Below are 25,360 nucleotides of genomic sequence, written 5' to 3'. Positions count from 1 at the left end.
ATTTTCTGCTACCATTATCAATTAAATCGCCGACTAAAAACACATAGAAAGTTTTGATTTTAGAAGGGAAAAGTATAGATTTATGTTTCTCAGATTCTTGAAAGTTGTGGCACAGGGTCGTAAAATAAAACTATGTAAAGGAGGGAGCTTATGGAATTATGTTATAACATGGTTATAAATATTGCTTTATTGGCGCTGATTGCACTTGCACTCACGAAGATTCCATGGGTGGACCATATTCTATGCCAGGATAGCGGGCAGGCTAGGCTGGGCCAGTTTGTCCTGGGAGCAATATTTGGTGGCTTCTGCATTTTTTCAACATGCACAGGTGGAGTAGTGCAGGGTGCCATTCCAAATACCAGAGTGCTGGGCGTGTTGGCTGGCGGGCTACTTTGTGGGCCTATAGTCGGCATCACTGCCGGGACCATTGGCGCCATTCATCGCTTCCTTTTCGATCCTCATGGCCTTACCACATTTGCCTGCGCTTATTCTACCTTTTTAGAAGGAATATTCGCAGCGGCCATCTATCAAATTCTCAAAAAGAAAAATCATACTCTACGATGGAGTGAGCTTCTTATCATAACAGCAATAGCAGAGGGCGTTCACATGCTTAATCTGTTGTTCTTTGTAAAGCCATTTTCCATGGCGGTGGATATCGTAAAGACGTTAACTGTTCCTATGGTCATCATCAATTCCATCGGCATGCTTTTATTTTTTTCCATCTTCAAAGATGTGTACATGCGACAGATGCTTCAGGCCGACAACGAAAGGCTGGAGACACTGAACAACGACTTGCTGGAAAAGGCGAGGCCAAAGCCAAAGGTAGGTCCTTTTGGTCTGCAGGCAGGCGACCACACTGAACTAGTGGAGGCGGACAACATATATTACATCGAAGCTATCCACAAGGGTGCCAAAGTCTATTGCAAAAACCAGGCCTTCTACAGCAACGAGCCTCTTATCGAATGGGAGAAGAAGCTGGGCAGTGATGACAGCAATTTCGTGCGCATCCACAAAAGCTACATCGCCAATCTAACCAAAGGGGAATCTTTGCAGCCAGATGCCAACAACGGTTACGCACTTTGCATGAAGGATGAAAATCACACCATCATTCCAATCAGCCGAAAGGTAATTCACGAAATCAGGGATTATTACAGCATGTAAATCAGTCCCCATTTTTTGCATTTCAGTCCGAACCCATTGTTATAGGCCAAAACAGATACTATACTCCAAGTTAAGAGATGTCCTTTAAGGACAAATAATGTAATGGGGGTGTTATGTATGATTAGTTTTATTGTGTGTTTGGCGGTACTTATCGGTGGGTACTTTGTCTATGGAAGGATTGTAGAGAGAATCTACGGACCAGATGACAGACAGACGCCAGCAGTACGAATCAATGACGGCGTTGATTTCGTAGTAATGCCAAAATGGAAACTGTTTTTAATCCAACTTCTTAATATTGCAGGACTTGGTCCAATCTACGGTGCCTTAGCTGGAGCTCAGTGGGGTACATCCGTATTCCTTTGGATTACACTTGGTACTATTTTCGCTGGAGGTGTTCATGATTTTTCAGTAGGATTCATGAGCATGCGTCACGATGGCGCCAGCGTTTCAGAACTGACAGGCATCTACCTGGGCAACGTTATGAAAACAATCATGCGAGTATTCAGCGTTGTTCTTCTTGTTATGGTAGGTACAGTGTTTGCAGTTGGTCCTGCAGGTCTTATTTCCCTATTAATTGGAAATCAGGGTGGCACCGGCCTTCTTACTAACACATATTTCTGGCTTGCAATTATTTTGATTTACTACTTTATTGCAACATTTATTCCAATCGATAAAATCATCGGAAAGTTTTATCCTGTATTTGGTATCTGCCTCATCGTTATGGCTATCGGTGTTGCAGTTGGTATCTTCACACATGGATATACAATCCCTGAGATTCAGCTAGCTAATTTGCATCCAGATACCACACCTATCTGGCCAATGATGTTCGTTTCAGTTGCTTGCGGCGCTATTTCAGGCTTCCATGCAACACAGTCACCACTTATGGCTCGTTGCTGTTCATCAGAAAAGGAAAGTCACATGGTATTCTATGGGGCAATGGTTAGCGAAGGTATCATCGCTCTTATCTGGGCAGCTGCAGGTAGTGCAGTCTATGCAACAACAGGCGGACTTACAACAGGATTAACAGCAATGCTCGCAAACGGTCAGGCAACTTGTGTTTACGATATCTGCACAAAGACAATGGGTGGCATCGGTATCGTTCTTGCAATGCTTGGCGTTATCGCATGTCCTATTACATCTGGCGATACAGCCTTCAGATCTGCAAGACTTGTTATCGCAGATTGGTTCAAGATTGACCAGAAGCCTTACCTCAAACGTCTATACATTTGTGTTCCACTTCTTGCAGCTGGAGCACTTATCAGCCAGTTAAACTACGGTGTAATTTGGAGATATTTCAGCTGGTCAAATCAGACACTTGCAATGATAGCTCTTTGGACAGCTTCAATGTATCTGTTTAAGAATGCTAAGAATTATTGGCTCACTGCAGTCCCAGCAACATTCATGTCAGCGGTTTCCGTAACATATTTCTTCTGCGCACCTGAATGCTTACATCTTTCAACTGCAGTAGCATATCCAATCGGAATTTTGGCAGCAGCTATATTCCTTGGATTATTCATCAGAGCAACATTGAAGGAGCACGGCACAGTTACACATTTCAAGATGATGCATCACGTATAGTGGACGGATAGCATTTCAGTAAAATATTCTTGGCTCAGCCGTTTATGCGGCTGGGCTTTTTTATTGCCTGGGTGCAATAAGGCACGGATAATTGCGATGTCATAGGCCATTCGTTATAATTATTACATGAGATATATGAGACGGATGAAAAGCTTTTAGCAAAGGAGATTATTGTTATGCCATTTATTGATTCAAAAATCACAGTACCTGTTACTTCTGAATTAAAGGAAGAAATCAAATCAGAATTAGGAAAATTAATAACCACTTTAGGGAAAAGCGAAACCTATCTAATGGTAGGAATCGACGATGCCTATGATTTATGGCTTGGTGGAAAAAAGCTTGATAAAGGAGCTTATGTGTCTGTATGTCTATATGGAAATGCACCTGCAGAATCATATGATAAGCTCACTGGCCAAATCTGCGATTTATTTGAAGAAAAACTTGGCATACCAGGCAATGCTGTATATGTAACATATCACCCTGTAACTGACTGGGGCTGGAATGGAAGTAATTTTTAATGAATAGCCAAATGGGGGAAGAGTAGCTACTGCTATTCGTACTGTCATGATGCGGCGGGTATATTGTCCCCAAGCGTGGCGTTTGTTAAGTGAATTTACCTTTTCTATATATTCACTTAAAAATCATTATGGCTGTTAAGTTTATTTAGAAGAAAAATTTTTTCACTTAATTTAGGTTAAATAGTTTTAGCTAAAGTTAAGTCTATTTGGAATTCCTTATTATTTCACTTAACAGATTTCTTTTTTCATTAAGTTTATTTTGTAAAAAGGCTATTTTCACTTAACTAGGAAAAGATTTTTAATGATTTATTTAAGTTTATTTTTAGAAATTTTTCTCACACTTAACAGACTTTTGCGATTTTAAGTGAGAAAATAGAAATTCATATTTCACTTAACTTTTTTCCAATCTCCAGTTAAGTGAATTTCCCAAACAAAGCATTTAAATATACCGTTGGAGAAAACGGTGCTCCACTTATTGATGATGCAAAGGTATTCATTGAGTGTGAGATGGATTATAACTACGAGCTTGAGAATTTTGATAATTTCATCGGAAAGATTCTTGCTACTTACGCAGATGAAACTGTCTTAAACGAGGCAGGTAAGATTGATTATGATACAAGCATGCCAGACAAGGATGCTGATTTTATAAGAAAATAAGAGAGGTGCAAAATGAAGAAAATAATTTCAATGTTACTTATCTCAATATTTACTGTATTAGGACTTGTTGGATGTGGTGAGGAATCATCGAATAATGAAACTGTGTCTACTAAAGAAATCAGTGAAGCTGAAACCTCTACTGTCACCAATGAAGTAGAAACAAGTGATATACAGGATACAGCGGATGAAAGCTCTGATGAAAAAATGCTTGTAATATATTTTTCTGCTACAGGAACAACTAAGGGCGTAGCTGAAAAGATTGCTTCAGTTACAGGTGCAGATTTATATGAGATTGTGCCAAAAGAACCTTATACTGATGAGGACTTAAATTATAATGACGATGGCAGTCGTGCTACAAAAGAGCAAAATGACCCAGATGTAAGACCTGAATATGAAGATATTCAGTTGGATATTGAGAATGATTATTCTACCATTTTCATTGGCTATCCAATATGGTGGGGGCAGGAACCACGAATTATGGATACCTTTGTTGAAAGCTATAATTTTGAAGGAAAAACTATCATACCATTCTGTACTTCTGGAAGTAGTGGTATCGAGAGTAGTAGTGCAAACCTGGTAGAAAAAGCCGGAACAGGAAACTGGCTATCTGGAAACAGATTTAGTGGAAGTGCCACAGAAGATGAGATAAAAAATTGGATATCAGGATTAGAGATTGATTAGAAAGAGTGAGGAACATGAGTTTATAGGAAGACGAAAGTGTATTATAATTAAATCGAATTTAGGAAAAGGAGGTAGTTGCCAATGAACAATTACTCTAATTTCCTCCACTATGTGGAGGCCTAAACTCGACACTGCGGGTTCAAGCTAAGCTTACCCGCTAAAATATATACGGGCTGCAAGGAGTAATCTTTGTAGCCCATTTCCTTTACGGGGTGTGGCTCAGATGGTAGAGCACTACATTCGGGATGTAGAAGTCGCGCGTTCGAATCGCGTCACTCCGATTTATAAAACTAGTAGAGAAAAATTTTTGCGAGGATAATGAATTATGGAAGAAATCGATAGATTAAAAGAAATAGTTGAAACCCTAAGAAGTGAAAACGGCTGCCCTTGGGATAGAGTGCAGACACATGAAAGCTTAAAACCAGAGTGTATAGAAGAGGCTGCCGAGGTCATTAATGGAATTAATAATTACACTAAGACCGGTGATGCAGAAAATCTTAAGGAAGAATTAGGCGATTTACTTCTACAGGTAATGTTCCACTCGGTCATAGCAGATGAGGAAGGCCTGTTTACATTTGATGATGTGGCAAAGACTGTATCTGAAAAGATGATAAGACGTCACCCTCATGTTTTTGCTGGAGTGACCTATAATTCCAAGGAAGAACAACATGCAGCCTGGGAAGAAATAAAGAAACAGGAAAAAGAAGGCAAGGAATGGTTTGCTGATACTCTTCCGGAAGCTTTTGAAGAGGCAAAAGAGCTTATCGAAAAGGCTAAAGAACGAAAGGGGTATAAGTAATGCTTTGAATCTTGTAGATGTAACAGGCATTGCTGCATTCACTGAATATCAATATCTTCCGAACAATATGGTCAGAGAGACCTTTGGTATATTAAAAGATGTGATGTAAGAGGGGGTAAAAATGAGTAGATTAAAAGAATAATAAAATCTTAACAACAACGATTTTTAAGAATATCTATGTACTGTTGGGTGAGAACTGATTGGGGCATACCTGAAGGCAAAATGTATCCAATTTCCATATAATCATCCACATCAAGCGGTTTTGCAATAATATGAGGGCCATTAAGTTCTTCGCTGATAACACCGCTACAAATGGTGTAGCCGTTGAGTCCAACTAACAAATTAAAAAGTGTGGCGCGATCTCTGACGATGATTTCCTTGTCGGAGTCGATGGTGCTAAGGATTTCTTCGGAAAAATAAAAGGAATTATGGCTTCCTTGCTCATATGATAATCGTGGATATGCTGCAAGATCATCTAAAGTAATAGTTTTTTTCTTAGCTAGAGGACTGTTTTTACCTATAAAAACATGGGGCTTAGCCGTAAAAAGCGTGCTGAATACTAGACCGTGGTCTCTGAGAGTTTTTCGAATAACAGTTTCATTAAATGTATTAAGATACAATACGCCAATCTCGCTTCGGCGATGGGCAATGTCATCGATGATATCAAAGGTCTGTGTTTCCCTCATATGAAATTCATATTTATCACCACCATATTTTTTAAGCAATTCAACAAAAGCTTCTACTACGAAAGAATAATGTTGGGCTGAGACGCAAAATCGCTGTTTACCATGATTGGCACCAGTATATCTTTCTTCGATGAGGTTAGCTTGTTCTAGAAGCTGTCTTGCGTAACCCAAAAATTCATCTCCCTCTGGAGTAATTTCTATTCCCTTATTCGAACGATAGAAAATAGTAATATTGTATTCTTTTTCTAAATCTTTAATTGCCGAGGTCAAACTAGGCTGAGCTATAAATAGTTGTTTTGCGGCTTCTGTGATGTTGCCGGTTTTAGCAACTGTTACAGCATATTTTAATTGTTTTAAAGTCATTACAATACCTCACAATATATATTAATTTATATAATAGCCTTTTCCATAGATAAAATCTATGGCTACAAGATGATTTTTTGTATTTTGCCTATCGTTATAGTAGGCATATAATTCTTCTTAACATTATTAACAGAGAAGGAGAATGATGATGAGTTTAGTAAATATCCCAGGAAAGTATGATTTTGTAGGCAGTTTTTTAAGACCACAGGCATTAAAAGATGCTAAGGCCTTATATCAGAATGGCAAGCTTTCAGAAGAAGAGTACAACAAAGTTGTAGACGAAGAAATTGCAAAGGTAGTTGCAAAACAAAAAGAGTTAGGATTTCACATTATTACAGATGGCGAATTTAGAAGAAGCTTTTGGCATTTAGATTTTATGTGGGGTCTTGAAGGTGTGGCTCATGAAAATAATGGTTCGGGAGTAAAGTTTGACGCAGAGTTAGCTCTTTTGGATGATACATTTTTAATAGGAAAAATAAGAGCAAAGGCACATCCATTTGTAGAGTATTTTAAGTTTTTAAAACAGTTTGAAGATGAAAATACAATTGCTAAATACACTATCCCTGCGCCTGCACAGACTTTTCAGCAGATGATAGTCCCAGGTAACTATGAAATAACACGAAAGTTTTATCCAACAAATGAGGAATTAATTCATGATATAGGAGTTGCTTATCAAGATATTATTAAACAATTCTATAATGCAGGATGTAGAAACTTACAGCTAGATGATTGTACTTGGGGTGCGATAGTTGGTGATGCAGCAAAGCAGAGATACAAATCTCTTGGAATAGATTTGGAGGATGTAAAACAACAGCTTTTAGATGTAAATAATCTTGCTTTAGAAAACAAACCTGAAGACATGATTATAACTTCTCATATTTGCAGAGGAAATTATCATTCTACATTCTTTAATAGTGGTGCTTATGATTCAGTTGCAGACTATGTTTTCGCTCAGGAAAACGTAAATGCGTTATTCTTGGAATATGATGATGCCAGATCTGGAGGGTTTGCACCGCTGGCTAAGGTATCACCAGATAAGACTGTTGTGCTTGGATTAATAACAACAAAGACACCTAAGCTGGAGGATAAAGACGCAATCAAAAAACGTATATACGAAGCAGCAAAATATATACCACTCGAAAGACTGTGTTTAAGCCCTCAATGCGGTTTTGCATCCTGTGAAATAGGAAATAAACTCACAGAAGAAGAACAGTGGGCAAAGCTTGCTCTGGTAAAAGAAATTGCTGAGGAAGTGTTTTAAGATAAAACAAAAAATAAAGTGCAGTATAAGGCATTATTAAATATAATAATTATTAGTATGAAGCATATTTAAGAGGTGGGTTTTATGGCAAAATGTAACCTTTGTTTCAGACATTGCAACATTTCTGAAGGAAGCTATGGCTTTTGCGAAGTAAGGACATGTAAAGATGGCAAAGTCATTGCTGATAATTACGGGAAACTAACATCCATTGCTTTAGATCCAATAGAAAAGAAACCTTTAAATCGTTTTTATCCAGGTAGCATGATACTTTCTGTTGGAAGCTATGGTTGTAACTTAAGATGTCCTTTTTGCCAAAACTATCATATTTCATGGGGTGATGAGGTAGCATCTTTTAAAAGAAAAGCAACATATGTTTCACCAGCTGAGCTTACAAGAATAGCAGAAGAGCAAACAATTAATGGAAACATTGGTGTAGCCTTTACATATAATGAACCACTTATTTCTTATGAGTACGTGCTTGATACGGCAAAGCTTTTAAAAGAAAAAGGCTTGAAAACCGTTCTTGTATCAAATGGAATGGCTGATGTTGAGACTGTAAGAAAGCTCTTTGGTTACATTGATGCCATGAACATAGACTTAAAAGGTTTTACAGACCATTACTATGAAGATGTTTTACTTGGAAATCGAAAGATGGTAATGGAGTTCATAAAAGAAGCTGTAAAACACTGCCATGTGGAGCTAACCACATTAGTGATACCAAACGAAAATGATTCAGACGAGGAAATGGATGAACTTAGTTCATGGATTGCATCACTAGATAAAAACATACCGCTTCACATATCTAGGTTTTTTCCGAGATTTCATATGACAGATAAAGAAGCAACACCAGTTGATACTATATATCATCTAAAATCTAAAGCAGAAAAGCATTTGACATACGTTTATACAGGAAACTGTTAAGGGGGGGATACGACTATGGCAATAGAAGCTGCATTTATGGTTCCACATCCACCACTAATTGTCCCAGCTGTTGGAAGAGGTGGTGAAAAACAAATTCAAAAAACAACTGATGCTTATGAAAGAGTAGCTGATGAAATAGCAAAGATTGCACCTGAAACTATTATTATCACAAGCCCACATAGCATCATGTATTCTGATTATTTCCATATTTCTCCAGGTAATGGTGCGAAAGGTTCATTCGCTAGATTTAATGCACCAGAGGTTTCTTTTGACGAAGAGTATGATGAGAAGTTAGTGGAAGCAATTAATGATATTGCTTATGAAGAAAGCTTCCCTGCTGGAACTTTAGGTGAACGAGACCCAGAGCTTGATCATGGCACCATGGTTCCCCTATGGTTTATAAGAAATAAATATAAGGGTGGCAAAATAGTTAGAATCGGTCTATCTGGACTTGGATTACTTGATCATTATCGCTTCGGGCAAATGATTCAAAAAGCGGTAGCTGATACAAATAGAAGAGTAGTCTTCGTGGCCAGTGGCGATTTATCTCACAAATTACAAGACTATGGACCTTACGGTTTTTCAAAAGAAGGGCCAGTTTATGATGAACGAATCGTGGATGTGGCAAAACGTGCTGCCTTTGATGAAATGTTTGATTTCAAAGAAGATTTCTGTGAAAAGGCTGCCGAATGTGGACATCGTTCATTTGTTATTATGGCAGGTGCATTAGATGGAAAAGAGATTAAAGCTGAAGTCTATTCTCACCAAGATGTTACTGGAGTAGGTTATGGTATTGCATCCTTTTATCCTATTGGTGAAAATAATGAGCGCCATTTTAGAGAGCGCTATATAACAAAGCTAAAAGAATCTATAAGTGAAACAAAGCATTCCTCTGATGCATATGTCAACTTAGCATGGCAGTCATTAGAAAGCTATATTTTAAGCAACAAGGTGCTTGATTTACCAAAGGATTTGCCTAGTGAATTAATAGAAAAACAGGCTGGTGCCTTTGTATCCATTCATAAATCAGGTCGCTTAAGAGGCTGTATTGGAACCATCCTTCCTACTACAAGCTGTGTAGCAGAAGAAATAATTCAAAATGCTATCAGTGCATCAACAAGAGATTCTAGATTTAATCCTATAAGTCCAGAGGAAATACCTGACTTAGAAATAAATGTAGATGTACTTAGTGATCCAGAGCCTATAGATTCACCCGAGTATTTAGACGTTAAAAAATATGGCGTAATAGTGAGTAGCGGACATAAAAGAGGATTACTTCTTCCGGATTTAGATGGAGTAACTTCTGTAGCACAACAAATATCTATTGCAAGGCAAAAGGGTGGTATATCTGAAAATGAGCCAATCAGCCTGCAAAGATTTGAAGTGATTAGACACATAACTTGATAGTGAAGGGCAAAAGACCTTTTAAACAAGGCTGGTGTTAAAGTTGATGATGCTGACATCAAGAAAGTTAAAGAAGCTTTAGCTGACGGTAAAATCGATATGAAAGAAATTAAGGACATTGCAGGAGGTCTTTTTAATTAGTACTTTACGGCTGAAATGAAAGCAACAGCTAATTTATTACATACGCCCATTGCTACCGAGTAATGGGATTCACGTCATTCCTTTACCGTTAGGTCTTAGTAGGTGAAGGAGTGGCGTGTTTTATTATATGGAGGTTAATCATGTTTAGAGAAATGAGAAGATTTAAACAACAAGTATCCGCTGAAGAATGTATCGAGATATTAAAGACTACAAAACGAGGTGTACTTTCTGTAATTGGTGATGATGGTTATCCATATGGTTTGCCTATTAACCATTATTATTGTGAAGAAGATGGAAAAATATACTTCCACGGAGCAAAAGCAGGGCACAAAATTGATGCTATAAAGACTTGTGATAAGGCCAGCTTCTGTGTATATAATGATGGCTATCGCAAAGAAGGAGATTGGGCCCTTAACATTACAAGTGTAATTGCTTTTGGAAGAATTCATTTGGTCGAAGATGAAGCCGTAGCACTTAAAATCTGCTCTGAACTCACCAAAAAGTTTACTAATGATGACGAGTATTTAAAAAAGGAAATCCAAAATTCATTTCGTAATGTACAATGCCTAGAGTTTATACCAGAGCACATGACGGGTAAGCTGGTGAATGAATCTTGAAAAATTTTATATATTCTATGAATAATATTTGGGTATACCAAAAAGGCCTTTAACACAAGCTTTCCAGTACTGCCCTGTAGTGGAGAATTACCCCTGTGAAATTAGAATGGTGAGATACAGTGGTAAAAGATAGTAGAAGATTACTTAGGAGATATGGCTTATTACGTGAAAATAGTGAGAATATAAATTTGTGATGTAATGACTTCAGGCAGTGTGGCGTAACTTGGCAACGTATTTGAAATATGGTGTAATACACTTTAACAAACAAAAGTAAACTAAAATAAGTAATATAAAATCAGTCCAACTTCAGCGAAATATTACGGTAAGAAGTAACTATTCATAGCATATTGCCGTAGCATCACAAATTCCAAAGCCACAAAGCCCATTCTGGAGAAGAGAAATGGGCATAGCTAGAAAAGTAATATGTTGTGCCTATGTTCAAGATGTACTTTTTATGGTATAATTATCCCATAATATAGTGGAGGTGTAACTATGCCGCAGATAATACCAATTAAAGATTTAAAAAATACATCAGAAGTATCAGAATTAGCTCATAGTGTAGATGAGCCAATTTATGTTACAAAAAATGGATACGGTGACATGGTTTTAATGAGCATGGAAACATTTCAAGGTGTTTCAGATGCCTTAAAAATGTATCAAAGTTTACTTACTTCTGAAAAACAAATAGCCGAGGGAAAAACACATGACGCAAGAGAATCTCTAGGTAAGCTAAGGAGCAAATATGGCTTATAATTTAACGTCACTTCCAGAGGTAAATGCAAAAAATCATATATACCCTGATTTTACAAAGGTTACTACAAAAATGTAGTAGCCTTTTTTTGACAGAAACGAAAAAATAAAAGGGTAGACTATCCCTATAGCTTCCTGAGAATGGCTTTTGGGCTGTCAAGGTTCGTTAACAGTTACTATTCTAACTGCACTTTGAGCTGCTGTATGTTCTCAAAGATTTGAAATAGCTCAGTAATTCCGGATTGTCAATCAAAGTATGCCCAAAGGAGACATTGCGCATAGCATTATCTTCCTCATCTCAGCCACGTTTAAAAATATTTATTCATGAATTCGGAACTCACTTCGATACTCTTTACCGGATCATTGTCAATCCAGTTCATGTGAGTTTCCAAAATAACTGCCATAACACCATTTTCCTTTATGACTTCAGAAAGGCCCTTAAGATTCATATTGCCTTTTCCAAGCTCTGTGGCCTTTTCTTTAAGGATGGGTGTCATATATGGTCCTTTTTGAGTGTTTCCTCTGTCATTAATATGCCAGTACTTAAGACGTGAGCCGAGCTTTTCTATTATTGGATAGACGTCAGCGCCTCCGTCAGTCATCCAATATGTGTCCAGCTCAAAATTCACATATTCATCGTCAGTGTTTTCTATAATCACATCATAAGCTGTCTTATCCGTTGAAACCTTCTGCAATTCACAGTTGTGATTATGATATAAAAGCTTTACGCCGTGTTCTTTCAGAGCTTTTCCTGCAGCATTTAACCGCTCTGCCAGACTCTCAACCTCGTTTAAATCGCTATAATCAAATCTGTACATTCCTGTTATAACAACTACGTCTGTGCCATAGCTTTTTGCAAGATTCGCAACATTCTCAGGATCTGCTTCTATTGCACCGAGATTTGAATGCATACTGCTTACCTTGAGCCCACTCTCATAAATAAGCGTATGCCAATCCTGATTACAGCTGTTTCCTATGTCCATTCCACCAAATTTTGTCAAAAGCTTTACTATAAAAGGAGATTTTTCTATCATGAAATCATTTATCTCTATATAATCATATCCGGCAGCTTTAACATGTTTCAAAGCGTCAAGCGTAGTGTCGTAATTATCCGATACTGTACCGAGCATAATCTGCTGTACGCCTTTTTTTACAGTATTATCCTGAGTATTAAGCTGTGCACTGAAATAATCAGCTATTTCTTTTCTTGTAACTTCATAAGGTCCTGCTGTGGCATTTCGATATATATTTCTTATCAAAAAGGCAATAATCATGCACAACACGGCAATTAAGACGGTGAATAGCAGTGGCTTTTTTTCCTTTAGCTTTCTCATTTTAGATACCTATATTTCCTTTCGGTTTATTTTTGCTTATAATATAATCATCACGTGTTGATTTCAACCGACAAATATTTAACTTCTGTTGATTTCAGGAAAGGAGTATCAATGACAGCCTCCGGAGAGACCAAGATTTTACATACAAAAGAGCGTATAAGAAATTCTCTTATACAAATGCTTGGAAATATCACTATAGAAAAGATAACTATAAAGGAATTATGTATGACAGCCGGCATAAACAGGACAACTTTTTATAAATATTATGGCAGTCAATATGACGTGTTAAACGAAATTGCTTCAATATATATATCTAAAACAACCGCTCTGCTTATGGAGAATTTAGCCGAGGATCGGAAAATAGCTGATGATTTGGTAAATGCACTTCAGTTCATAAAAGACAATGCGGATTTTTTTATCTTATTTCTGGGAAAAGATAACTTAAATCCTATATCAGATATAAGCTCATTACTACCGGATTTTAATAAATTTGTGCTGGCATCCATGCGTAATTCATCTATCACAGAATATGAAAAAAAATATCTGTCCTCCTTTGTTTTACACGGAAGTGTCAAAATGATAAGTGACTGGATATCTGACGGATGCAGCCTTAGCTGTCAGAAAATGTGCAGTTTAATATTAAATGCATCCGGAAGAGTAATCGGAATATGAATTGCATTCTATGAATTTAAATGTGCCGATAGTTTCTTCATATGTCGATGAGACAGAGCTTGGAGTCATTTTATTGAGAGGATTGGCTGCTAAAGGTCAGGGACTTTCCTATAAACTTATGGAATTAGTTGAAAAGGCTGCTGTAGATAGAGGTTATGTTATGTGAGATATGGCTTATTACGTGAAAATAGTGAGAATATGAATTTGTGATGTAATGTCTTCAGGTAGTGTGGCGTAACTTGGCAACGTATTTGAAATATGGTGAAATATACTTTAATTAACTAAAGTAAACTAAAATAAGTAATAGAAAATCAGTCCAATCTCAGCGAAATATTACGGTAAGAAATAACTATTCATACCATATTGCCGTAGCATCACAAATCCCAAAGCCACAAAGCCCATTCGAGAGAAGAGAAATGAGCAGTGCTAGAAAGAAAAATGAAGTTAGTACTGCTCGGGAGTTGAAAAAAATTACATTTGAATTGTGTATTCCTTGAGGGAAATAACTAATATAGTAATTCGTAATATGTCTAGGCACTGTGCCTAGGCATATTTTTCTTTCTTTATCTTTATTTATATATTAGAAACAGGTAAAATAAAAACGTTTCCAAACCCCGTAAAATGGGGCAAAAATGGTATGTAAAAGGGTTTTTACATCCGTATTTTTGGCTAATGTAAAAGCCTTTTGATGGAAGAAGCATCGCCCTTTGGGTAGTATTTAGACAACAAGGAGAAAGCAAATGGAACTTGGAAAAAGAATAAAGGATTTAAGAAGCGCACACAATTGGAATCAGGATGAGTTAGCTGAGAAGATGTTCGTATCTAGACAAACAATTTCTAATTGGGAAAACGAGAAAAGCTATCCTGATATTCAAAGTATTCTTTTACTAAGTAATCTTTTTGAGATTTCTCTAGATCAACTAGTCAAAGGAGATGTAGAACAAATGCAAGAGATTATTAATGATCAAGATGTAAAACAAATGAAGTTTTACGGAAAAATGATGCTAGCTTGTTTGGCTATTATGATTGTAACATTCGGTCCATTATATTTAGTTACTGGATTATGGGGACTAATTCCTGAAGGTATTCTTGCTATAGCGATGTTTTATTTCGCAACAAAGCTTAATGGCATTCAAAAAGAGAATGACCTTATTACTTATAAGGAAATTGTTACTTTCATGAATGGAAAGAATCTTGATGAAATCAGCAAGCAGCGAGAAATCGGAAAGCGCAATTATCAAGTTGTAGCAGTAATGATACTGGCTGGATTAATTTCCGGAGTATTGAGTTTCACAGTAGTATTTATTTTTAAAAGAGTAATTGGTTTATAAAGTTTACAAAATACGAGGAGGATAATTATTATGAATCAGAATTTATTTGCAGTATTAGGAGTTGTAGCAGGAGTTTTAGTTTTAGTATGGGCAATTTGGATGATTTACGTTGGAGTGAAATATAAAGCAAATCAAAATGAGGAAATCAAAGCCTTAATAACAAGGGCAAAGGCTACTTCATCATATGTGCTTTGGTATATGGTAATTATGTGGATAGGATTTGCATCTTTTTTAGGTAAAGATAATACTTTTTCTATTACTAAGGTTGGAATTATTATGATGTTTACACTAGGCATACAGAGCTTTGTTGAGGTGGTAGCATTCTTTTATTACAAGGATGAGTTGAAGAAAAAGTCAGAAACAGTAGTAGAATAAGTTTTATGATTTAAATCAATTTTTAATTTAAGGATAACTAGAATTAATAACCACTTATAAATTATGGCTATATCACTTTTTGGAAATGGTAATCTATAATTACAATTAATTGGAGGACATAGTCATGATTAATGAGAAGGTTAAAAACTATCTTGAAGAAAACTCTCTTGGAGATAGACTTACAATTCACACTGAGACAATTGATACTGTAGAACATGCAGCCCAGCAAATTGGATGTTCCGAACCAGAGATTGCTAAGACTCTTTCTTTTGTAGTAGATGAAAAGCCTGTTATTGTCGTTATGGCCGGTGATGGTAAGGTAAACAGTTCAAAATTTAAATCTTACTTCCATACAAAGCCTCATATGATTCCAAGTGATCAGGTACAAGAAATCACTGGATTTCAGCCAGGAGGCGTATGTCCATTTGCAGTGCCTGAAAACATTCCAATCTGGTTAGATATCTCAATTAAAAGATTTGAGTACGTACATCCTGCAGGTGGAAATGAGTTTACATCTGTTAAAATTACACCAGATGAGCTTGAATGCGTAGCTAGTGTCAAAGGCTGGGTAGATATTTGTAAGGGTTGGAATGACGAAGAATAATTTTTCGATTCACCGTCTTAAGGCGCTGTCTTAGGGCGGGTGTTATTCACATGCGCCTATCTTTCCTTTAAATATCTGTTTTACGTATATAAATATATTCTGAGAAGAAATGGCACATAGATTCGCTCATAAAATTGTTAAATTGCCTAGATGTTTCCCTCATTTTTTTGTTCTATGACCTTGATAATTCGCTCATAAAATTGTATTCTATCTATAGATATTCGCTCATAAAAATGGAGGGCCATATGAAAAGACAAGTATATTCACAGCTTTTAGCATGGAAAAATGATAAAGACAGAAAGCCATTAATACTAGATGGTGCTAGACAGGTTGGAAAGACCTGGATTTTAAAAGAATTTGGGCGTAATGAATATAAAAATGTTGCATATATAAATTGCGATGATTCTCCAGAGATGCTATCGCTATTTTCAGATTATGATACAAAACGTTTATTACGTGGATTCTCTTCGATTTCAGGTGAAGAAATTCATCCCGAAGAGACACTAATAATTTTGGACGAAATACAGTCAGTACCACGTGGAATAACTAGCCTTAAATATTTTTGTGAAAATGCTAATGAATACCATATTGTTGTCGCGGGTAGTTTGTTGGGGGTAAGACTTCGTACAAAGAAAAGTCAAAATAACAACAATGAAAATACAGGGACAGGATTTCCTGTAGGTAAAGTTGATGAAATAAATATGTATCCTATGAACTTTCTAGAATTCGTTGAGGCAACCGGTAATAGTATTTTAGTGGATCAGATTAGAGAACACCGTTGGGAAGAACTCGCAACATTTTCATCAAGGTTAACAGATTTACTTCGTCAATATTATTATGTTGGAGGTATGCCTGAAGTTGTTAAAAAATATTTGGAAGAAGAGAATCTAAAACAGGTCAGAAAAATCCAGCAACGAATATTAAACGATTATGAGAAGGATTTTTCGACACATGTGCCAGATGATCTATTACCTAAAGTTATAATGGTTTGGAATAGTATAACCTCACAGCTAGCAAAAGAAAATAAGAAATTTATTTATGGTGTAGTAAAAAAAGGTGCTCGTGCCAAAGATTTTGAAGATGCAATCCAATGGCTTGTTAACGCAGGATTGATTCATAAAGTTGTAAGAGTTAACAAAGTACAGAGACCGTTAAAATTCTATGAAGACATGAGCGCTTTTAAACTTTTTCTCTCGGACTTAGGCTTATTGGGAGCAATGGCTGATGTCACAGCAAAAGAGGTTTTAACTGGAGAAAACTATTTTGAAGAATATAAGGGTGCATTTACAGAGCAATTCATTGCGCAGGAACTAATATCTCTTGGAGAAAAATTGTATTATTATTCTAAGGAAAATTCTACGTTGGAATTAGATTTCTTAGTTCAAAAAGATGCAGTATATCCTATAGAAGTGAAGGCCGAAGAAAACCTAAGATCAAAAAGTTTAAAAACTATTTATGATGGCAATAATGAATTAAAACCAGTTAGATTTTCTATGTCTGGATACAAAGAACAAGAATGGATGGTAAATGTGCCACTTTATTTAGCTGCCGAATGGATAAATTCAATAGAGTAACTCGTAAAGTAAGATATATGATAAAAATGTAGCCGTTTTGTTTTATTGTTTGTTCAATAAAACAGTTGGTTTCGTGAACACATAAACTTGTAAATATGCTATAATAACACTATGTTAATCAAAATGATGCGTTTTCCAGTAATATCAACGGATTTTTTCATCTGATTGATATTCTGGGGAGCGTAAAATTATTGTAAAAAGTGTTCACGAAACATAGAAGCCATTTATTGGACAGGAGTGTGCTCAATGAAAAAAGAAGATGTTAAAAATCGAGTTTACGGATATGCTCGATGCAGCACGAATGAATCGCGGCAGGATATTGATCGACAGAAACGTGAGCTGAAATCTTTAGGTGTAACCAATGATAAATACATTTATTGGGAATATGAATCAGGAACAAAAACAGATAGAGTTGAGTTCCAGAAATTGCTCGATACTGTATTGCCAGGTGATACGATTGTAACTACAGAGGTTTCGCGTCTAACTCGTTCCACAAAACATCTATGTGACATCATGCAGATAGTCCAGGACAAGAAGCTTAAACTTATGATAGGTAGCTTTGTTGTAGATTGTACTGCTGATGAAATAGATCCAATGACAAAAGGCATGCTCATGATGTGGGGTGTCTTTTCGGAAATGGAGCGTGATATTATCTCGCAGCGAGTTAAATCTGGAATGGAAAACGCCAGGGCAAAGGGGCATAAAATAGGAAGACCTAAAGTTGATGCCTCAAATCTACCGGAGAAGTTTTTGAAATACTATCCTATGTACAAAGCTGGCAGCATAAATGTTACTGATTTTGCCAACTTGCTAAGCTGTTCGCGTACGACAATTTATAAATATATTAGTATTATAAGCAATTAAGATATGTATACGGCAAAAGGAGGAAAATATTAATGCATTTATCATCAATTTTTAAAGAATACGGAGTAGACATTAATAAAACAAAAATTCTAAGACATCCTCTTAGTAAAACCGATGTTGCAGAAATATATGCAAAAGGGATGATTGAAGCTTATCAGTCTACCCAAACAAAAACCTCTTTCAAAGATTGTGAGTATATTGCTTCATTTGTTGGAAGTGAAATGGGTAGTGAAGCAACTTTTATAGGTGTATACAGAGTTGTTAGTTTCTTCAGTGGGGCTCAAGTAGCTAAACAGATGCCTGCAGGATATCCATATCCTAATCATTTTGATGATACACATACTTATTATGAACTTGAAAAGCTTGATATTATGAATGATTTGGAGAATAAACTCATAGTTTACTGGCCTAATGCTAGGTCATGGGCACAGTGGGCTAAACATGATAAAGAGGTCTTATCTATTGCTAGTAGAGAAGAAATTAGCTTTCCTGGATACGAGGCTGTAATTCTAAAATACAGCCAATTGGGTGATGTTATATCTAATCCAAGATATAGGAAATGGAATGAGGCACTATCAAACATAAATGCTATATATTTAATATGTGATTCAATGAATGGTAAACAATATATTGGTTCCACTTATGGTAAACAAGGATTATTAGGTAGATGGTCAGAATACTATAAGTCCAAAGATGGCGGTGATGCGAAAATAAAAGAACATCTAAAATCTTACCCAGATGCATTTTTAAATTTTCAATTCACCATATTACGTGTTTTACAAAAGCCAATCACCATTAATGAAGCTGTGGAAATTGAAAATCTCTATAAGGATAAATTATTAACTAGAGAATCTGTTTATGGTTTAAATATGAATTAGGAGCATGTATTAAAAAGATTATGGCTAGAAAATTGTTTATTATAGGAAATGGTTTTGATTGTTATGGTCATGGATTACGTACAACGTATTCCGATTTTCGAAAATATCTTGTAGAAAAATATCCAAGTTATAATTATGAGTTTGATGGAATACTTGAGTCGGTGACTATGCCAGATGGTGATGAACAATACGATATGGATGATCTTATTGGGTCTATAATCTCTGCAATCGATAATTGTGCAGGAGAAACCTGGGGAAATTTAGAAGCATCAATTGGTATTGATTATGCTAACAATGTACTGGATAAGACAGATTGGTTTTTTAACGATGTAGATTGGAATGAAGAAGATGATGATGAAATCAAAAATTCCATATATAATAACCAGGATAATGCTGAAAGTGTTACAAACGGTTTTATTAAAATAAGAGAATTATTTAATGAATGGGTTTTTGAGATACTTGCACAAATAGATTTTAAGAAAGTAAAGAAAATAAGAAAACCATCTTTTAGAAATGCCTTATTTTTGAATTTCAATTATACTAGCACTATAGAAGATTTATATAAAGTACCCGCAAACCGAGTTTGTCATATACATGGTTTCGCAAAAGATTCAAAATCTGAGATACTGTTTGGGCATGGAACAGAAGAAAATCTACAAACCCCATCATCATTCTTTGGAATACAAGACGCTTTTAATTCATTAGTCGAGTTTATGGAAAAAGACACTGCTGGCGCCATTAAAAGGAATCAGTTTTTTTTCAATAATCTTAATAAAATTAATAGAATATATTCATATGGATTCTCTTTTTCTAATGTTGATATGTGTTATATAGATGAAATTAGTAAGCAAATCAATCCAAAAAAGGTGAAATGGTATTTTAATAAATTTGATTGGGATAATAATCCAGAATACATACAAAAAATTAGAAATTATGGTTATAAAGTTTGTAAGTGCCGAAGATGGTAATCTAATTTAAAATTTTGTCAATGGTATAAATTATTGTTGAATACTTGTGTTTATTAATGTAATATACTAGCAAGGTGTTGACAGTGGTGTTATTTCGGCACACTACTTGAGCTTTTACAAAGGTTAGAATGGTATTCTTTAGCCGAAAGAAGAATTCCATTTTGAAAAGGAACAGAACAGTTTAGAAAAGAACAAGCATACAGACTAACGATACGATAACTAAAGGTAATGTACGCATCTAATCAGGACAGGCTAGGTCAGGATTAGGTGCTTTTTGTTTATTTACAAAAAAATCAATTAATTGGAGGCAAAATATTATGAGTACCGTTTGGAGTGTGGCAAAAACTTATCCTCAACCTTCAGGAGGTTTTATAGGCATTTCTAATTTTGAAGTCGTCAATACTGACTACTGGACAAATATTGATACTGATTACAAAAAAGAAAATATGGATTATGGTTTAACAGGAACGGTTGTTGACTATTTAAGTCGCTTTTTGTTAAACGGTGAAGATGTACGAAAGGCATTTGATATTTCATATAAAGGTGCAAAAATAGCTGAAACTATTTTTGGATTCACTAATGCTCTAAAGATTGCAGAGATATTAGGAGAAATTATTATTGATTTGGACGATGAATCTATACGAGCCGCTTATCAACTAGCATCATTTGATCTATATTATAGGAATCCGACTGAGATAGTAGATTACAGAAATCTAAAACCTAGTAAAGTAACCTGTGAACACGTTAGATACATGGTTATGAGAACACATCGATTTTTTATAGAAACTAGTGATATAAAAAAATTAGGTTTTACTTTCGATGGGGGATATACAGACAAGATAGGTGCTGGGGATGGAGATATTTTAACCGAAGATACTTTATGGGACATAAAAACCATAAAAAATAATCCGAGTGAAGCACAATACCTACAAATCCTTATGTATTGGATAATGGGACAGCACTCAACATTTGATTGTTTTAATAATATTTCAAAAATAGGTATTTATAACCCGCGTTTAAATAAAGCTTATATATGTGAGATTAGTAAAATCAAAGAAGACATCATTCATGAAATAGAAAAAAATGTAATTGGATATGGTCAAGCATATGCTGCTCCCGTAAAAAATACCCAAATAGCAACGAATACCTTTGCAATAATTGATATAGAAACTAATTTTATGGATCAGGTTATTTCTTTAGGTGTTGTGATTGCTGATAAAACAAACATGCACGAATTATGGTCAGGATATTATATAGTTAATTCCCTTTACGAAACTCCTTCAATGTATGGGGATATGCTCTTCCTAGAAAATATTAAAGACCCAATTATTGATTCTCGCCCTAATATTATGACTATAATAAAGAATCAACTAGAGACATACGGCACAGATAGACTTTTAGCTTATTGTGGAAAATTTGACTATGATAGATTGCCTGAATTGAGTAATTATTCTTGGTGCGATATTGCTGATATTGCAGCCTACAAGCAATACAATGAGCAAATTCCCAATAATATTAGTCTTTGTGCTACAGGTAAAATCAAAAAGGGATTCAAAGTTTCAGATATGATGCATTATCTTGGAGAAATAAATTATATAGAAACACATAATGCATTGGGAGATGCTCTAGATGAACTTAGGATGGTAAAACTATTAGGACTTGATATCTCAATTTATGATGAAGCTTTTATCAATCGAAAAAGACCTCCTCGACGAGAATATGTCCATCCAGCTAAAATGCATCCTAAGAAACCAGGGTACTATTCCTTTGAACAAGCATATTCGTTGCTTGCTAGTTATGGTATGTCCAAAGAAAAAATCCAAGCATTGGTAGATGAAGGTAAATTATCCTCTATAAAAGAGGACGGTGTATTATATGTAGATAGCCGAGAAACGATAAGTATATTTAATCGGTTGTAATTAATAGGTAATTTACAAACATTACCTAAAGATATATATCCAAGTTAAGCACAGGGCATTCCTGATGCTTTTTTTCATCATGTGTACTGTTTGTTTTGTATTATTACAGGTGTTCGTTTATTTTAATACTATAATCTGATATGAATGCCCCGTGTGTAACAACACTATTTAATACTAATTAAATGAACGTTTATTTTAGTACTGTGATTACACAATAACAGTGTGGCAAATATGTATGAGCTCAGTAAATTAGAACTTATACATTTTTATCACAAAAAAAATATATACTAACTACAATAAATGAGCATATAAAACTGCGTGCCAACGAGTACCTCATGGACACACTCATTGATAACTTTGGAAAAGATTTCCGGGAAACGCTGGGAGAGGCAATGATATTATAGTTGATCTCAAATGTAATCCGGATGCATTTTTCTACTGGATTATGAAATATGGACAGAATACTGAAGTTTTAAGTCCAGATAGTATGAGAGAATGTGTAAAGAAAGCTGCTTATCAGATTTATAAGAAGTATAGCTGAAAAGCTTGTGTAGGGTAATAATATGGATAATAAAATAAGAGTCACTGTTTATCGAGGATCTGAACAAATAGGTGGATGTTGTACGGAGATATCATACAAAAACACTCGTATAGCTATTGATTTTGGTAGCCCACTTCCAGAGGATGCTACTAAGGAACTGGATGTTATAGGGCTGACTAAAGGGAAAAGTGCATTTGATGCTGTGCTGTTTACTCATTACCATGGTGATCACGTTGGTGAAATAGGAAGAATTAATTCTGATATACCTGTGTATATGGGAGGTTTTGCTAAAGATGTTATAGCAGCTTATAAAAGGTATAATCCACATTTCTTTGCTGATGTCGATATAGACAGAATAGATGAATTCGTCCCTGGAAATGAAATAACAATAGGATCATTTCGGATAATGCCTATATTATCAGATCATTCGGCTGCTGAGTCCTTCATGTTTCTTATACAGGCTGACAATTTTCAAATACTTCATACCGGAGATTTTAGGCTGCATGGCTTGTACAGAGAAGAACTTCTTTCAAGTGTAAAAAAGTTAGGAAAGATAGACCTTTTGATTACAGAAGGGACTACGTTATCCAGAAAAGAAGATGCGAACAAAGCGTATACGGAAGAAGTAGTGGAAAATTTGATGCGGAATTGCATCTATGAGAATAAGTACTGCTTTACCATTCTTTCATCAACCAACTTTGATAGATTTAAAGATATTTCAGATAGCGTTGATAGGTATCGTATGGATAACTATCCTAGAGGAAAATACTTTGTTATAGATGAATTTCAGAAATCTCTGTTTGAGATAGCTGAGAAGAGGCTCCCAGATAGGTACTTATTTAGAACCAAGACTACATATGGTAAGAATATTGATGCGGGCATGGAAGATAAGGGATTTATCATGATGATCCGCCCAAGTAAGGCAGATCATGAGGCTTTGCTACGAAAATATCTAGTAGAATGTCCAGAGAAAACAGTCCTTATTTATTCCATGTGGTCAGGCTATATGAAAAAAGGGAAGCTTAAAGAACTAACAGATATGGCCCATGACAAGGGATGTTTAAGAATAATCCATTCTTCTGGGCATGTAACAAAACAGGACCTAGAAAGTTTTGTCGAGATGGTGGAACCAGAGAAGGTGATTGTAATACATACGGAAAAGTCAGAGGAAATCAATAAACTTAAGAATCAGATTTCTATTGAAGATGGGGAAACGAAGGTATTTGAAATATAGTCAATGACTAGAAAGGGAAATTACAATGGCAATTTCAAAAAAGAACAGCAGTGCGCATTATAAAGATAGAGACGGAATTAATCATCATTCGAAAGAATTAGAGAATATAGAAAAATTGTCCCTAATATGTGAAAACGCAATTAAAAGTGAAAATATAACAAATTATCTCAAAAGCGAACTATTAAATTCACAAGGGTTGGGGAAAACCAATCCTAATCATAACTTATGCGAAGGTTGTGATTCTGAAAGGCAGACTGAAAAAAGAATATGTCGTTGTATGTATTACTATAATGCTTCTGATAAGACTAAGAATTGTAATAATTGCAAGCTGAAAGTTCGCTGGAGAAACGTTGGAAAAATAAAAATAGAAGATTATGAAGTACCAATGCAAAGTGTTGTTGATAGTGTTGGGGGTATAGATCTAGTCATTAACTATAATGGTGAAAAATATGGCGTTGAAGTTAAGCCTCCAAACAGTACTGAAACAATTAGTAGAATGGTTGCAGAAACGTTGACCTATACATCTACGTATGATTCAGATTTATCTCTAAAACCAGCAATTGCGGTGTTTAAGGAGAATGATGATGGAAGGGAGACATATCAATATAAAATCATAAAAATGCTCGATGAAAGATACCATAATGAATGGGAAAAAATAACAAAGCTCGTTAATGTTTTTACTATTTCAGTTTCTGAACATGGGGGTATAGCTGATTTTAAAATAGAACCGTTTTGCAAATACAGGGGTCACAAATGTGACTATCATTCAACTGCATGAACTCTTTCATTGGGAGGATACACAGCAGTATATAAACGCTGGAAATGTTATTAATTCTGATGAGAATGTTATCGACTATATGTGTGAAAAAAGTAAGAGAATTCTTGACAAAAAAGGCATTACAGCCGAAAATGTAGGTGTGATAAGTATATATGCAAGGCATATGTATAATGCAAAGAGATTTGATGAGGTATATGTTGAATATAGAACAGTAGAGGGATTGAAAAATGCCAATTTTACCAAAGGAATTGCAAGAAAAACTTAAGATTGTTGAAAAATGGATGAAGAATGGGCAATTCATCGAGGGAACTCCAGAGTATGTCTTGGAGTTTGACAGAGAAATTGGTGATTTTTATATTAAAGAGTCTAAAGGCGTGATGTAGCAAGAATGAGCACTTACTTAGGTAAGTGCTCAGAGTGTAGACAAAGTGTCGCGGCTTTCGTCGCGACCTTTTCTTTTTAATAAGGAGGAACTGGAGTCAGCGGACTCCAGTTCTTTCATTTTTAGGCTAACTAAAAGCTGAGAAATCCTTGATTTTCCAAGCTTTCTCACCTCTTTTTTGGTATAATAAATGTATCAAAACAAGGGGTTAGAATAATGATTACAGAACAAAATGAGAAGGCTAGAAAGCAGATTGAATTTGTATGTACTGATGACTTGGTTCCCCAGGATCATCTTCTAAGAATCATAGATAAAGCCATTGATTGGTCTTTTATTTATGATTTAGTCAGAGATAAATATTCTCCTGAT

27 protein-coding genes, 1 tRNA gene and 1 pseudogene are annotated in these 25,360 nt (G+C 35.5%); 27 read left to right on the top strand and 2 right to left on the bottom strand.

Features of this window, described 5'->3' with window-relative positions:
- Positions 1–150: 150 nt before the first annotated feature.
- The 7 genes from G611_RS15420 to G611_RS0109495 all read left to right on the top strand — a co-directional run bounded on the left by G611_RS15420 (position 151) and on the right by G611_RS0109495 (position 5,394).
- Positions 151–1,161: a LytS/YhcK type 5TM receptor domain-containing protein gene (locus tag G611_RS15420; RefSeq protein ID WP_028243423.1), complete on the top strand. Its 1,011-nt coding sequence runs from the start codon at positions 151–153 to the stop codon at positions 1,159–1,161.
- A 117-nt stretch (positions 1,162–1,278) separates the two neighbouring features.
- Entirely contained in the window at positions 1,279–2,739 is a 1,461-nt protein-coding gene (locus G611_RS0109520; protein ID WP_028243422.1) for a carbon starvation protein A, read from the top strand.
- A gap of 176 nt (positions 2,740–2,915) precedes the next feature.
- Positions 2,916–3,257 (top strand): phenylpyruvate tautomerase MIF-related protein, encoded by a 342-nt coding sequence (locus G611_RS0109515; protein WP_028243421.1) that lies wholly within the window; start codon positions 2,916–2,918, stop codon positions 3,255–3,257.
- Between the two features lie 417 nt (positions 3,258–3,674).
- Entirely contained in the window at positions 3,675–3,914 is a 240-nt protein-coding gene (locus tag G611_RS14560; RefSeq protein ID WP_028243420.1) for a flavin reductase family protein, read from the top strand.
- Positions 3,915–3,926: 12 nt separating this feature from the next.
- Entirely contained in the window at positions 3,927–4,595 is a 669-nt protein-coding gene (locus tag G611_RS0109505) for a flavodoxin (protein ID WP_028243419.1), read from the top strand.
- A 208-nt stretch (positions 4,596–4,803) separates the two neighbouring features.
- A tRNA-Pro gene (locus tag G611_RS0109500) sits at positions 4,804–4,876 on the top strand.
- Between the two features lie 44 nt (positions 4,877–4,920).
- Positions 4,921–5,394, top strand: a complete 474-nt coding sequence (locus G611_RS0109495; protein ID WP_028243418.1) for a MazG nucleotide pyrophosphohydrolase domain-containing protein — start codon at positions 4,921–4,923, stop codon at positions 5,392–5,394.
- 149 nt (positions 5,395–5,543) lie between these two features.
- Here the strand turns inward: G611_RS0109495 and G611_RS0109490 are convergent, their stop codons facing one another.
- Positions 5,544–6,443 carry a LysR family transcriptional regulator gene (locus tag G611_RS0109490; protein WP_028243417.1) on the bottom strand — a complete coding sequence of 300 codons (900 nt, stop codon included), beginning with the start codon at positions 6,441–6,443 and terminating at the stop codon, positions 5,544–5,546.
- Between the two features lie 148 nt (positions 6,444–6,591).
- Between G611_RS0109490 and G611_RS0109485 the strand changes: the two genes are divergently transcribed.
- From G611_RS0109485 to G611_RS0109465, 5 genes are all read left to right on the top strand, one after another.
- Positions 6,592–7,704, top strand: coding sequence for a 5-methyltetrahydropteroyltriglutamate--homocysteine S-methyltransferase (locus G611_RS0109485; RefSeq protein WP_028243416.1), 1,113 nt, complete (start codon positions 6,592–6,594; stop codon positions 7,702–7,704).
- 84 nt (positions 7,705–7,788) lie between these two features.
- Positions 7,789–8,625, top strand: coding sequence for an AmmeMemoRadiSam system radical SAM enzyme (gene amrS, locus G611_RS0109480; protein ID WP_028243415.1), 837 nt, complete (start codon positions 7,789–7,791; stop codon positions 8,623–8,625).
- A 15-nt stretch (positions 8,626–8,640) separates the two neighbouring features.
- Complete coding sequence (gene amrA, locus G611_RS0109475; protein ID WP_028243414.1) at positions 8,641–10,029, top strand: AmmeMemoRadiSam system protein A; 1,389 nt, start codon at positions 8,641–8,643, stop codon at positions 10,027–10,029.
- A 281-nt stretch (positions 10,030–10,310) separates the two neighbouring features.
- Entirely contained in the window at positions 10,311–10,787 is a 477-nt protein-coding gene (locus G611_RS0109470; protein ID WP_028243413.1) for a pyridoxamine 5'-phosphate oxidase family protein, read from the top strand.
- Between the two features lie 492 nt (positions 10,788–11,279).
- A complete protein-coding gene (locus tag G611_RS0109465) occupies positions 11,280–11,540 on the top strand; it encodes a type II toxin-antitoxin system Phd/YefM family antitoxin (RefSeq protein WP_028243412.1) in 261 nt (86 codons plus the stop codon).
- Between the two features lie 305 nt (positions 11,541–11,845).
- Here G611_RS0109465 and G611_RS0109455 read toward each other — a convergent pair whose 3' ends face one another.
- Complete coding sequence (locus tag G611_RS0109455; RefSeq protein ID WP_081657026.1) at positions 11,846–12,871, bottom strand: sugar phosphate isomerase/epimerase family protein; 1,026 nt, start codon at positions 12,869–12,871, stop codon at positions 11,846–11,848.
- Between the two features lie 111 nt (positions 12,872–12,982).
- Between G611_RS0109455 and G611_RS0109450 the strand changes: the two genes are divergently transcribed.
- The 15 genes and pseudogenes from G611_RS0109450 to G611_RS15635 form a co-directional block, all read left to right on the top strand.
- The gene (locus G611_RS0109450) at positions 12,983–13,543 is read left to right on the top strand and encodes a TetR/AcrR family transcriptional regulator (protein ID WP_028243410.1); all 561 of its coding nucleotides are present in this window, start codon (positions 12,983–12,985) and stop codon (positions 13,541–13,543) included.
- Positions 13,544–13,565: 22 nt separating this feature from the next.
- Positions 13,566–13,709: a hypothetical protein gene (locus G611_RS15920; RefSeq protein ID WP_207636295.1), complete on the top strand. Its 144-nt coding sequence runs from the start codon at positions 13,566–13,568 to the stop codon at positions 13,707–13,709.
- Between the two features lie 574 nt (positions 13,710–14,283).
- A complete protein-coding gene (locus tag G611_RS0109440; protein ID WP_028243409.1) occupies positions 14,284–14,874 on the top strand; it encodes a helix-turn-helix domain-containing protein in 591 nt (196 codons plus the stop codon).
- A gap of 30 nt (positions 14,875–14,904) precedes the next feature.
- Positions 14,905–15,249, top strand: coding sequence for a hypothetical protein (locus G611_RS0109435; RefSeq protein ID WP_028243408.1), 345 nt, complete (start codon positions 14,905–14,907; stop codon positions 15,247–15,249).
- Between the two features lie 124 nt (positions 15,250–15,373).
- On the top strand, positions 15,374–15,853 hold the full coding sequence (locus tag G611_RS0109430; protein ID WP_028243407.1) for a YbaK/EbsC family protein: 480 nt from the start codon (positions 15,374–15,376) through the stop codon (positions 15,851–15,853).
- Positions 15,854–16,098: 245 nt separating this feature from the next.
- Complete coding sequence (locus G611_RS0109425) at positions 16,099–17,427, top strand: ATP-binding protein (protein ID WP_028243406.1); 1,329 nt, start codon at positions 16,099–16,101, stop codon at positions 17,425–17,427.
- A gap of 246 nt (positions 17,428–17,673) precedes the next feature.
- Entirely contained in the window at positions 17,674–18,291 is a 618-nt protein-coding gene (locus G611_RS0109420; RefSeq protein ID WP_028243405.1) for a recombinase family protein, read from the top strand.
- Between the two features lie 32 nt (positions 18,292–18,323).
- Positions 18,324–19,169 (top strand): GIY-YIG nuclease family protein, encoded by an 846-nt coding sequence (locus tag G611_RS0109415; RefSeq protein WP_028243404.1) that lies wholly within the window; start codon positions 18,324–18,326, stop codon positions 19,167–19,169.
- A gap of 20 nt (positions 19,170–19,189) precedes the next feature.
- A complete protein-coding gene (locus G611_RS0109410; protein ID WP_028243403.1) occupies positions 19,190–20,137 on the top strand; it encodes a bacteriophage abortive infection AbiH family protein in 948 nt (315 codons plus the stop codon).
- Between the two features lie 317 nt (positions 20,138–20,454).
- On the top strand, positions 20,455–22,056 hold the full coding sequence (locus tag G611_RS15415; protein WP_051195196.1) for a hypothetical protein: 1,602 nt from the start codon (positions 20,455–20,457) through the stop codon (positions 22,054–22,056).
- Between the two features lie 563 nt (positions 22,057–22,619).
- Complete coding sequence (locus G611_RS0109400) at positions 22,620–23,831, top strand: MBL fold metallo-hydrolase (protein ID WP_028243402.1); 1,212 nt, start codon at positions 22,620–22,622, stop codon at positions 23,829–23,831.
- A gap of 25 nt (positions 23,832–23,856) precedes the next feature.
- Positions 23,857–24,609, top strand: a complete 753-nt coding sequence (locus G611_RS0109395; protein WP_028243401.1) for a hypothetical protein — start codon at positions 23,857–23,859, stop codon at positions 24,607–24,609.
- A complete protein-coding gene (locus tag G611_RS0109390) occupies positions 24,587–24,874 on the top strand; it encodes a hypothetical protein (protein WP_028243400.1) in 288 nt (95 codons plus the stop codon). The genes G611_RS0109395 and G611_RS0109390 overlap by 23 nt, the downstream gene beginning before the upstream one ends.
- Positions 24,837–24,992 (top strand): hypothetical protein, encoded by a 156-nt coding sequence (locus tag G611_RS15915; RefSeq protein ID WP_155942278.1) that lies wholly within the window; start codon positions 24,837–24,839, stop codon positions 24,990–24,992. Before G611_RS0109390 ends, G611_RS15915 begins: the two co-directional genes overlap by 38 nt.
- A gap of 215 nt (positions 24,993–25,207) precedes the next feature.
- Positions 25,208–25,360: pseudogene (locus G611_RS15635) on the top strand (IS5/IS1182 family transposase); the annotation flags it as partial.

The organism is Pseudobutyrivibrio ruminis AD2017 (assembly GCF_000424305.1).
Lineage (GTDB): Bacteria > Bacillota > Clostridia > Lachnospirales > Lachnospiraceae > Pseudobutyrivibrio > Pseudobutyrivibrio ruminis_B.
This window is presented reverse-complemented; position numbering and strand designations above follow the sequence as displayed.

Bases quoted from the DNA above. Each gene is read 5' to 3' on its own strand.
- G611_RS15420 (WP_028243423.1), top strand. From the start codon at position 151: ATGGAATTATGTTATAACATGGTTATAAATATTGCTTTATTGGCGCTG.
- G611_RS0109520 (WP_028243422.1), top strand. From the start codon at position 1,279: ATGATTAGTTTTATTGTGTGTTTGGCGGTACTTATCGGTGGGTACTTT.
- G611_RS0109515 (WP_028243421.1), top strand. From the start codon at position 2,916: ATGCCATTTATTGATTCAAAAATCACAGTACCTGTTACTTCTGAATTA.
- G611_RS0109505 (WP_028243419.1), top strand. From the start codon at position 3,927: ATGAAGAAAATAATTTCAATGTTACTTATCTCAATATTTACTGTATTA.
- G611_RS0109495 (WP_028243418.1), top strand. From the start codon at position 4,921: ATGGAAGAAATCGATAGATTAAAAGAAATAGTTGAAACCCTAAGAAGT.
- G611_RS0109490 (WP_028243417.1), bottom strand. From the start codon at position 6,443: ATGACTTTAAAACAATTAAAATATGCTGTAACAGTTGCTAAAACCGGC.
- G611_RS0109485 (WP_028243416.1), top strand. From the start codon at position 6,592: ATGAGTTTAGTAAATATCCCAGGAAAGTATGATTTTGTAGGCAGTTTT.
- amrS (WP_028243415.1), top strand. From the start codon at position 7,789: ATGGCAAAATGTAACCTTTGTTTCAGACATTGCAACATTTCTGAAGGA.
- amrA (WP_028243414.1), top strand. From the start codon at position 8,641: ATGGCAATAGAAGCTGCATTTATGGTTCCACATCCACCACTAATTGTC.
- G611_RS0109470 (WP_028243413.1), top strand. From the start codon at position 10,311: ATGTTTAGAGAAATGAGAAGATTTAAACAACAAGTATCCGCTGAAGAA.
- G611_RS0109465 (WP_028243412.1), top strand. From the start codon at position 11,280: ATGCCGCAGATAATACCAATTAAAGATTTAAAAAATACATCAGAAGTA.
- G611_RS0109455 (WP_081657026.1), bottom strand. From the start codon at position 12,871: ATGAGAAAGCTAAAGGAAAAAAAGCCACTGCTATTCACCGTCTTAATT.
- G611_RS0109450 (WP_028243410.1), top strand. From the start codon at position 12,983: ATGACAGCCTCCGGAGAGACCAAGATTTTACATACAAAAGAGCGTATA.
- G611_RS0109440 (WP_028243409.1), top strand. From the start codon at position 14,284: ATGGAACTTGGAAAAAGAATAAAGGATTTAAGAAGCGCACACAATTGG.
- G611_RS0109435 (WP_028243408.1), top strand. From the start codon at position 14,905: ATGAATCAGAATTTATTTGCAGTATTAGGAGTTGTAGCAGGAGTTTTA.
- G611_RS0109430 (WP_028243407.1), top strand. From the start codon at position 15,374: ATGATTAATGAGAAGGTTAAAAACTATCTTGAAGAAAACTCTCTTGGA.
- G611_RS0109425 (WP_028243406.1), top strand. From the start codon at position 16,099: ATGAAAAGACAAGTATATTCACAGCTTTTAGCATGGAAAAATGATAAA.
- G611_RS0109420 (WP_028243405.1), top strand. From the start codon at position 17,674: ATGAAAAAAGAAGATGTTAAAAATCGAGTTTACGGATATGCTCGATGC.
- G611_RS0109415 (WP_028243404.1), top strand. From the start codon at position 18,324: ATGCATTTATCATCAATTTTTAAAGAATACGGAGTAGACATTAATAAA.
- G611_RS0109410 (WP_028243403.1), top strand. From the start codon at position 19,190: ATGGCTAGAAAATTGTTTATTATAGGAAATGGTTTTGATTGTTATGGT.
- G611_RS15415 (WP_051195196.1), top strand. From the start codon at position 20,455: ATGAGTACCGTTTGGAGTGTGGCAAAAACTTATCCTCAACCTTCAGGA.
- G611_RS0109400 (WP_028243402.1), top strand. From the start codon at position 22,620: ATGGATAATAAAATAAGAGTCACTGTTTATCGAGGATCTGAACAAATA.
- G611_RS0109395 (WP_028243401.1), top strand. From the start codon at position 23,857: ATGGCAATTTCAAAAAAGAACAGCAGTGCGCATTATAAAGATAGAGAC.
- G611_RS15915 (WP_155942278.1), top strand. From the start codon at position 24,837: ATGCCAATTTTACCAAAGGAATTGCAAGAAAAACTTAAGATTGTTGAA.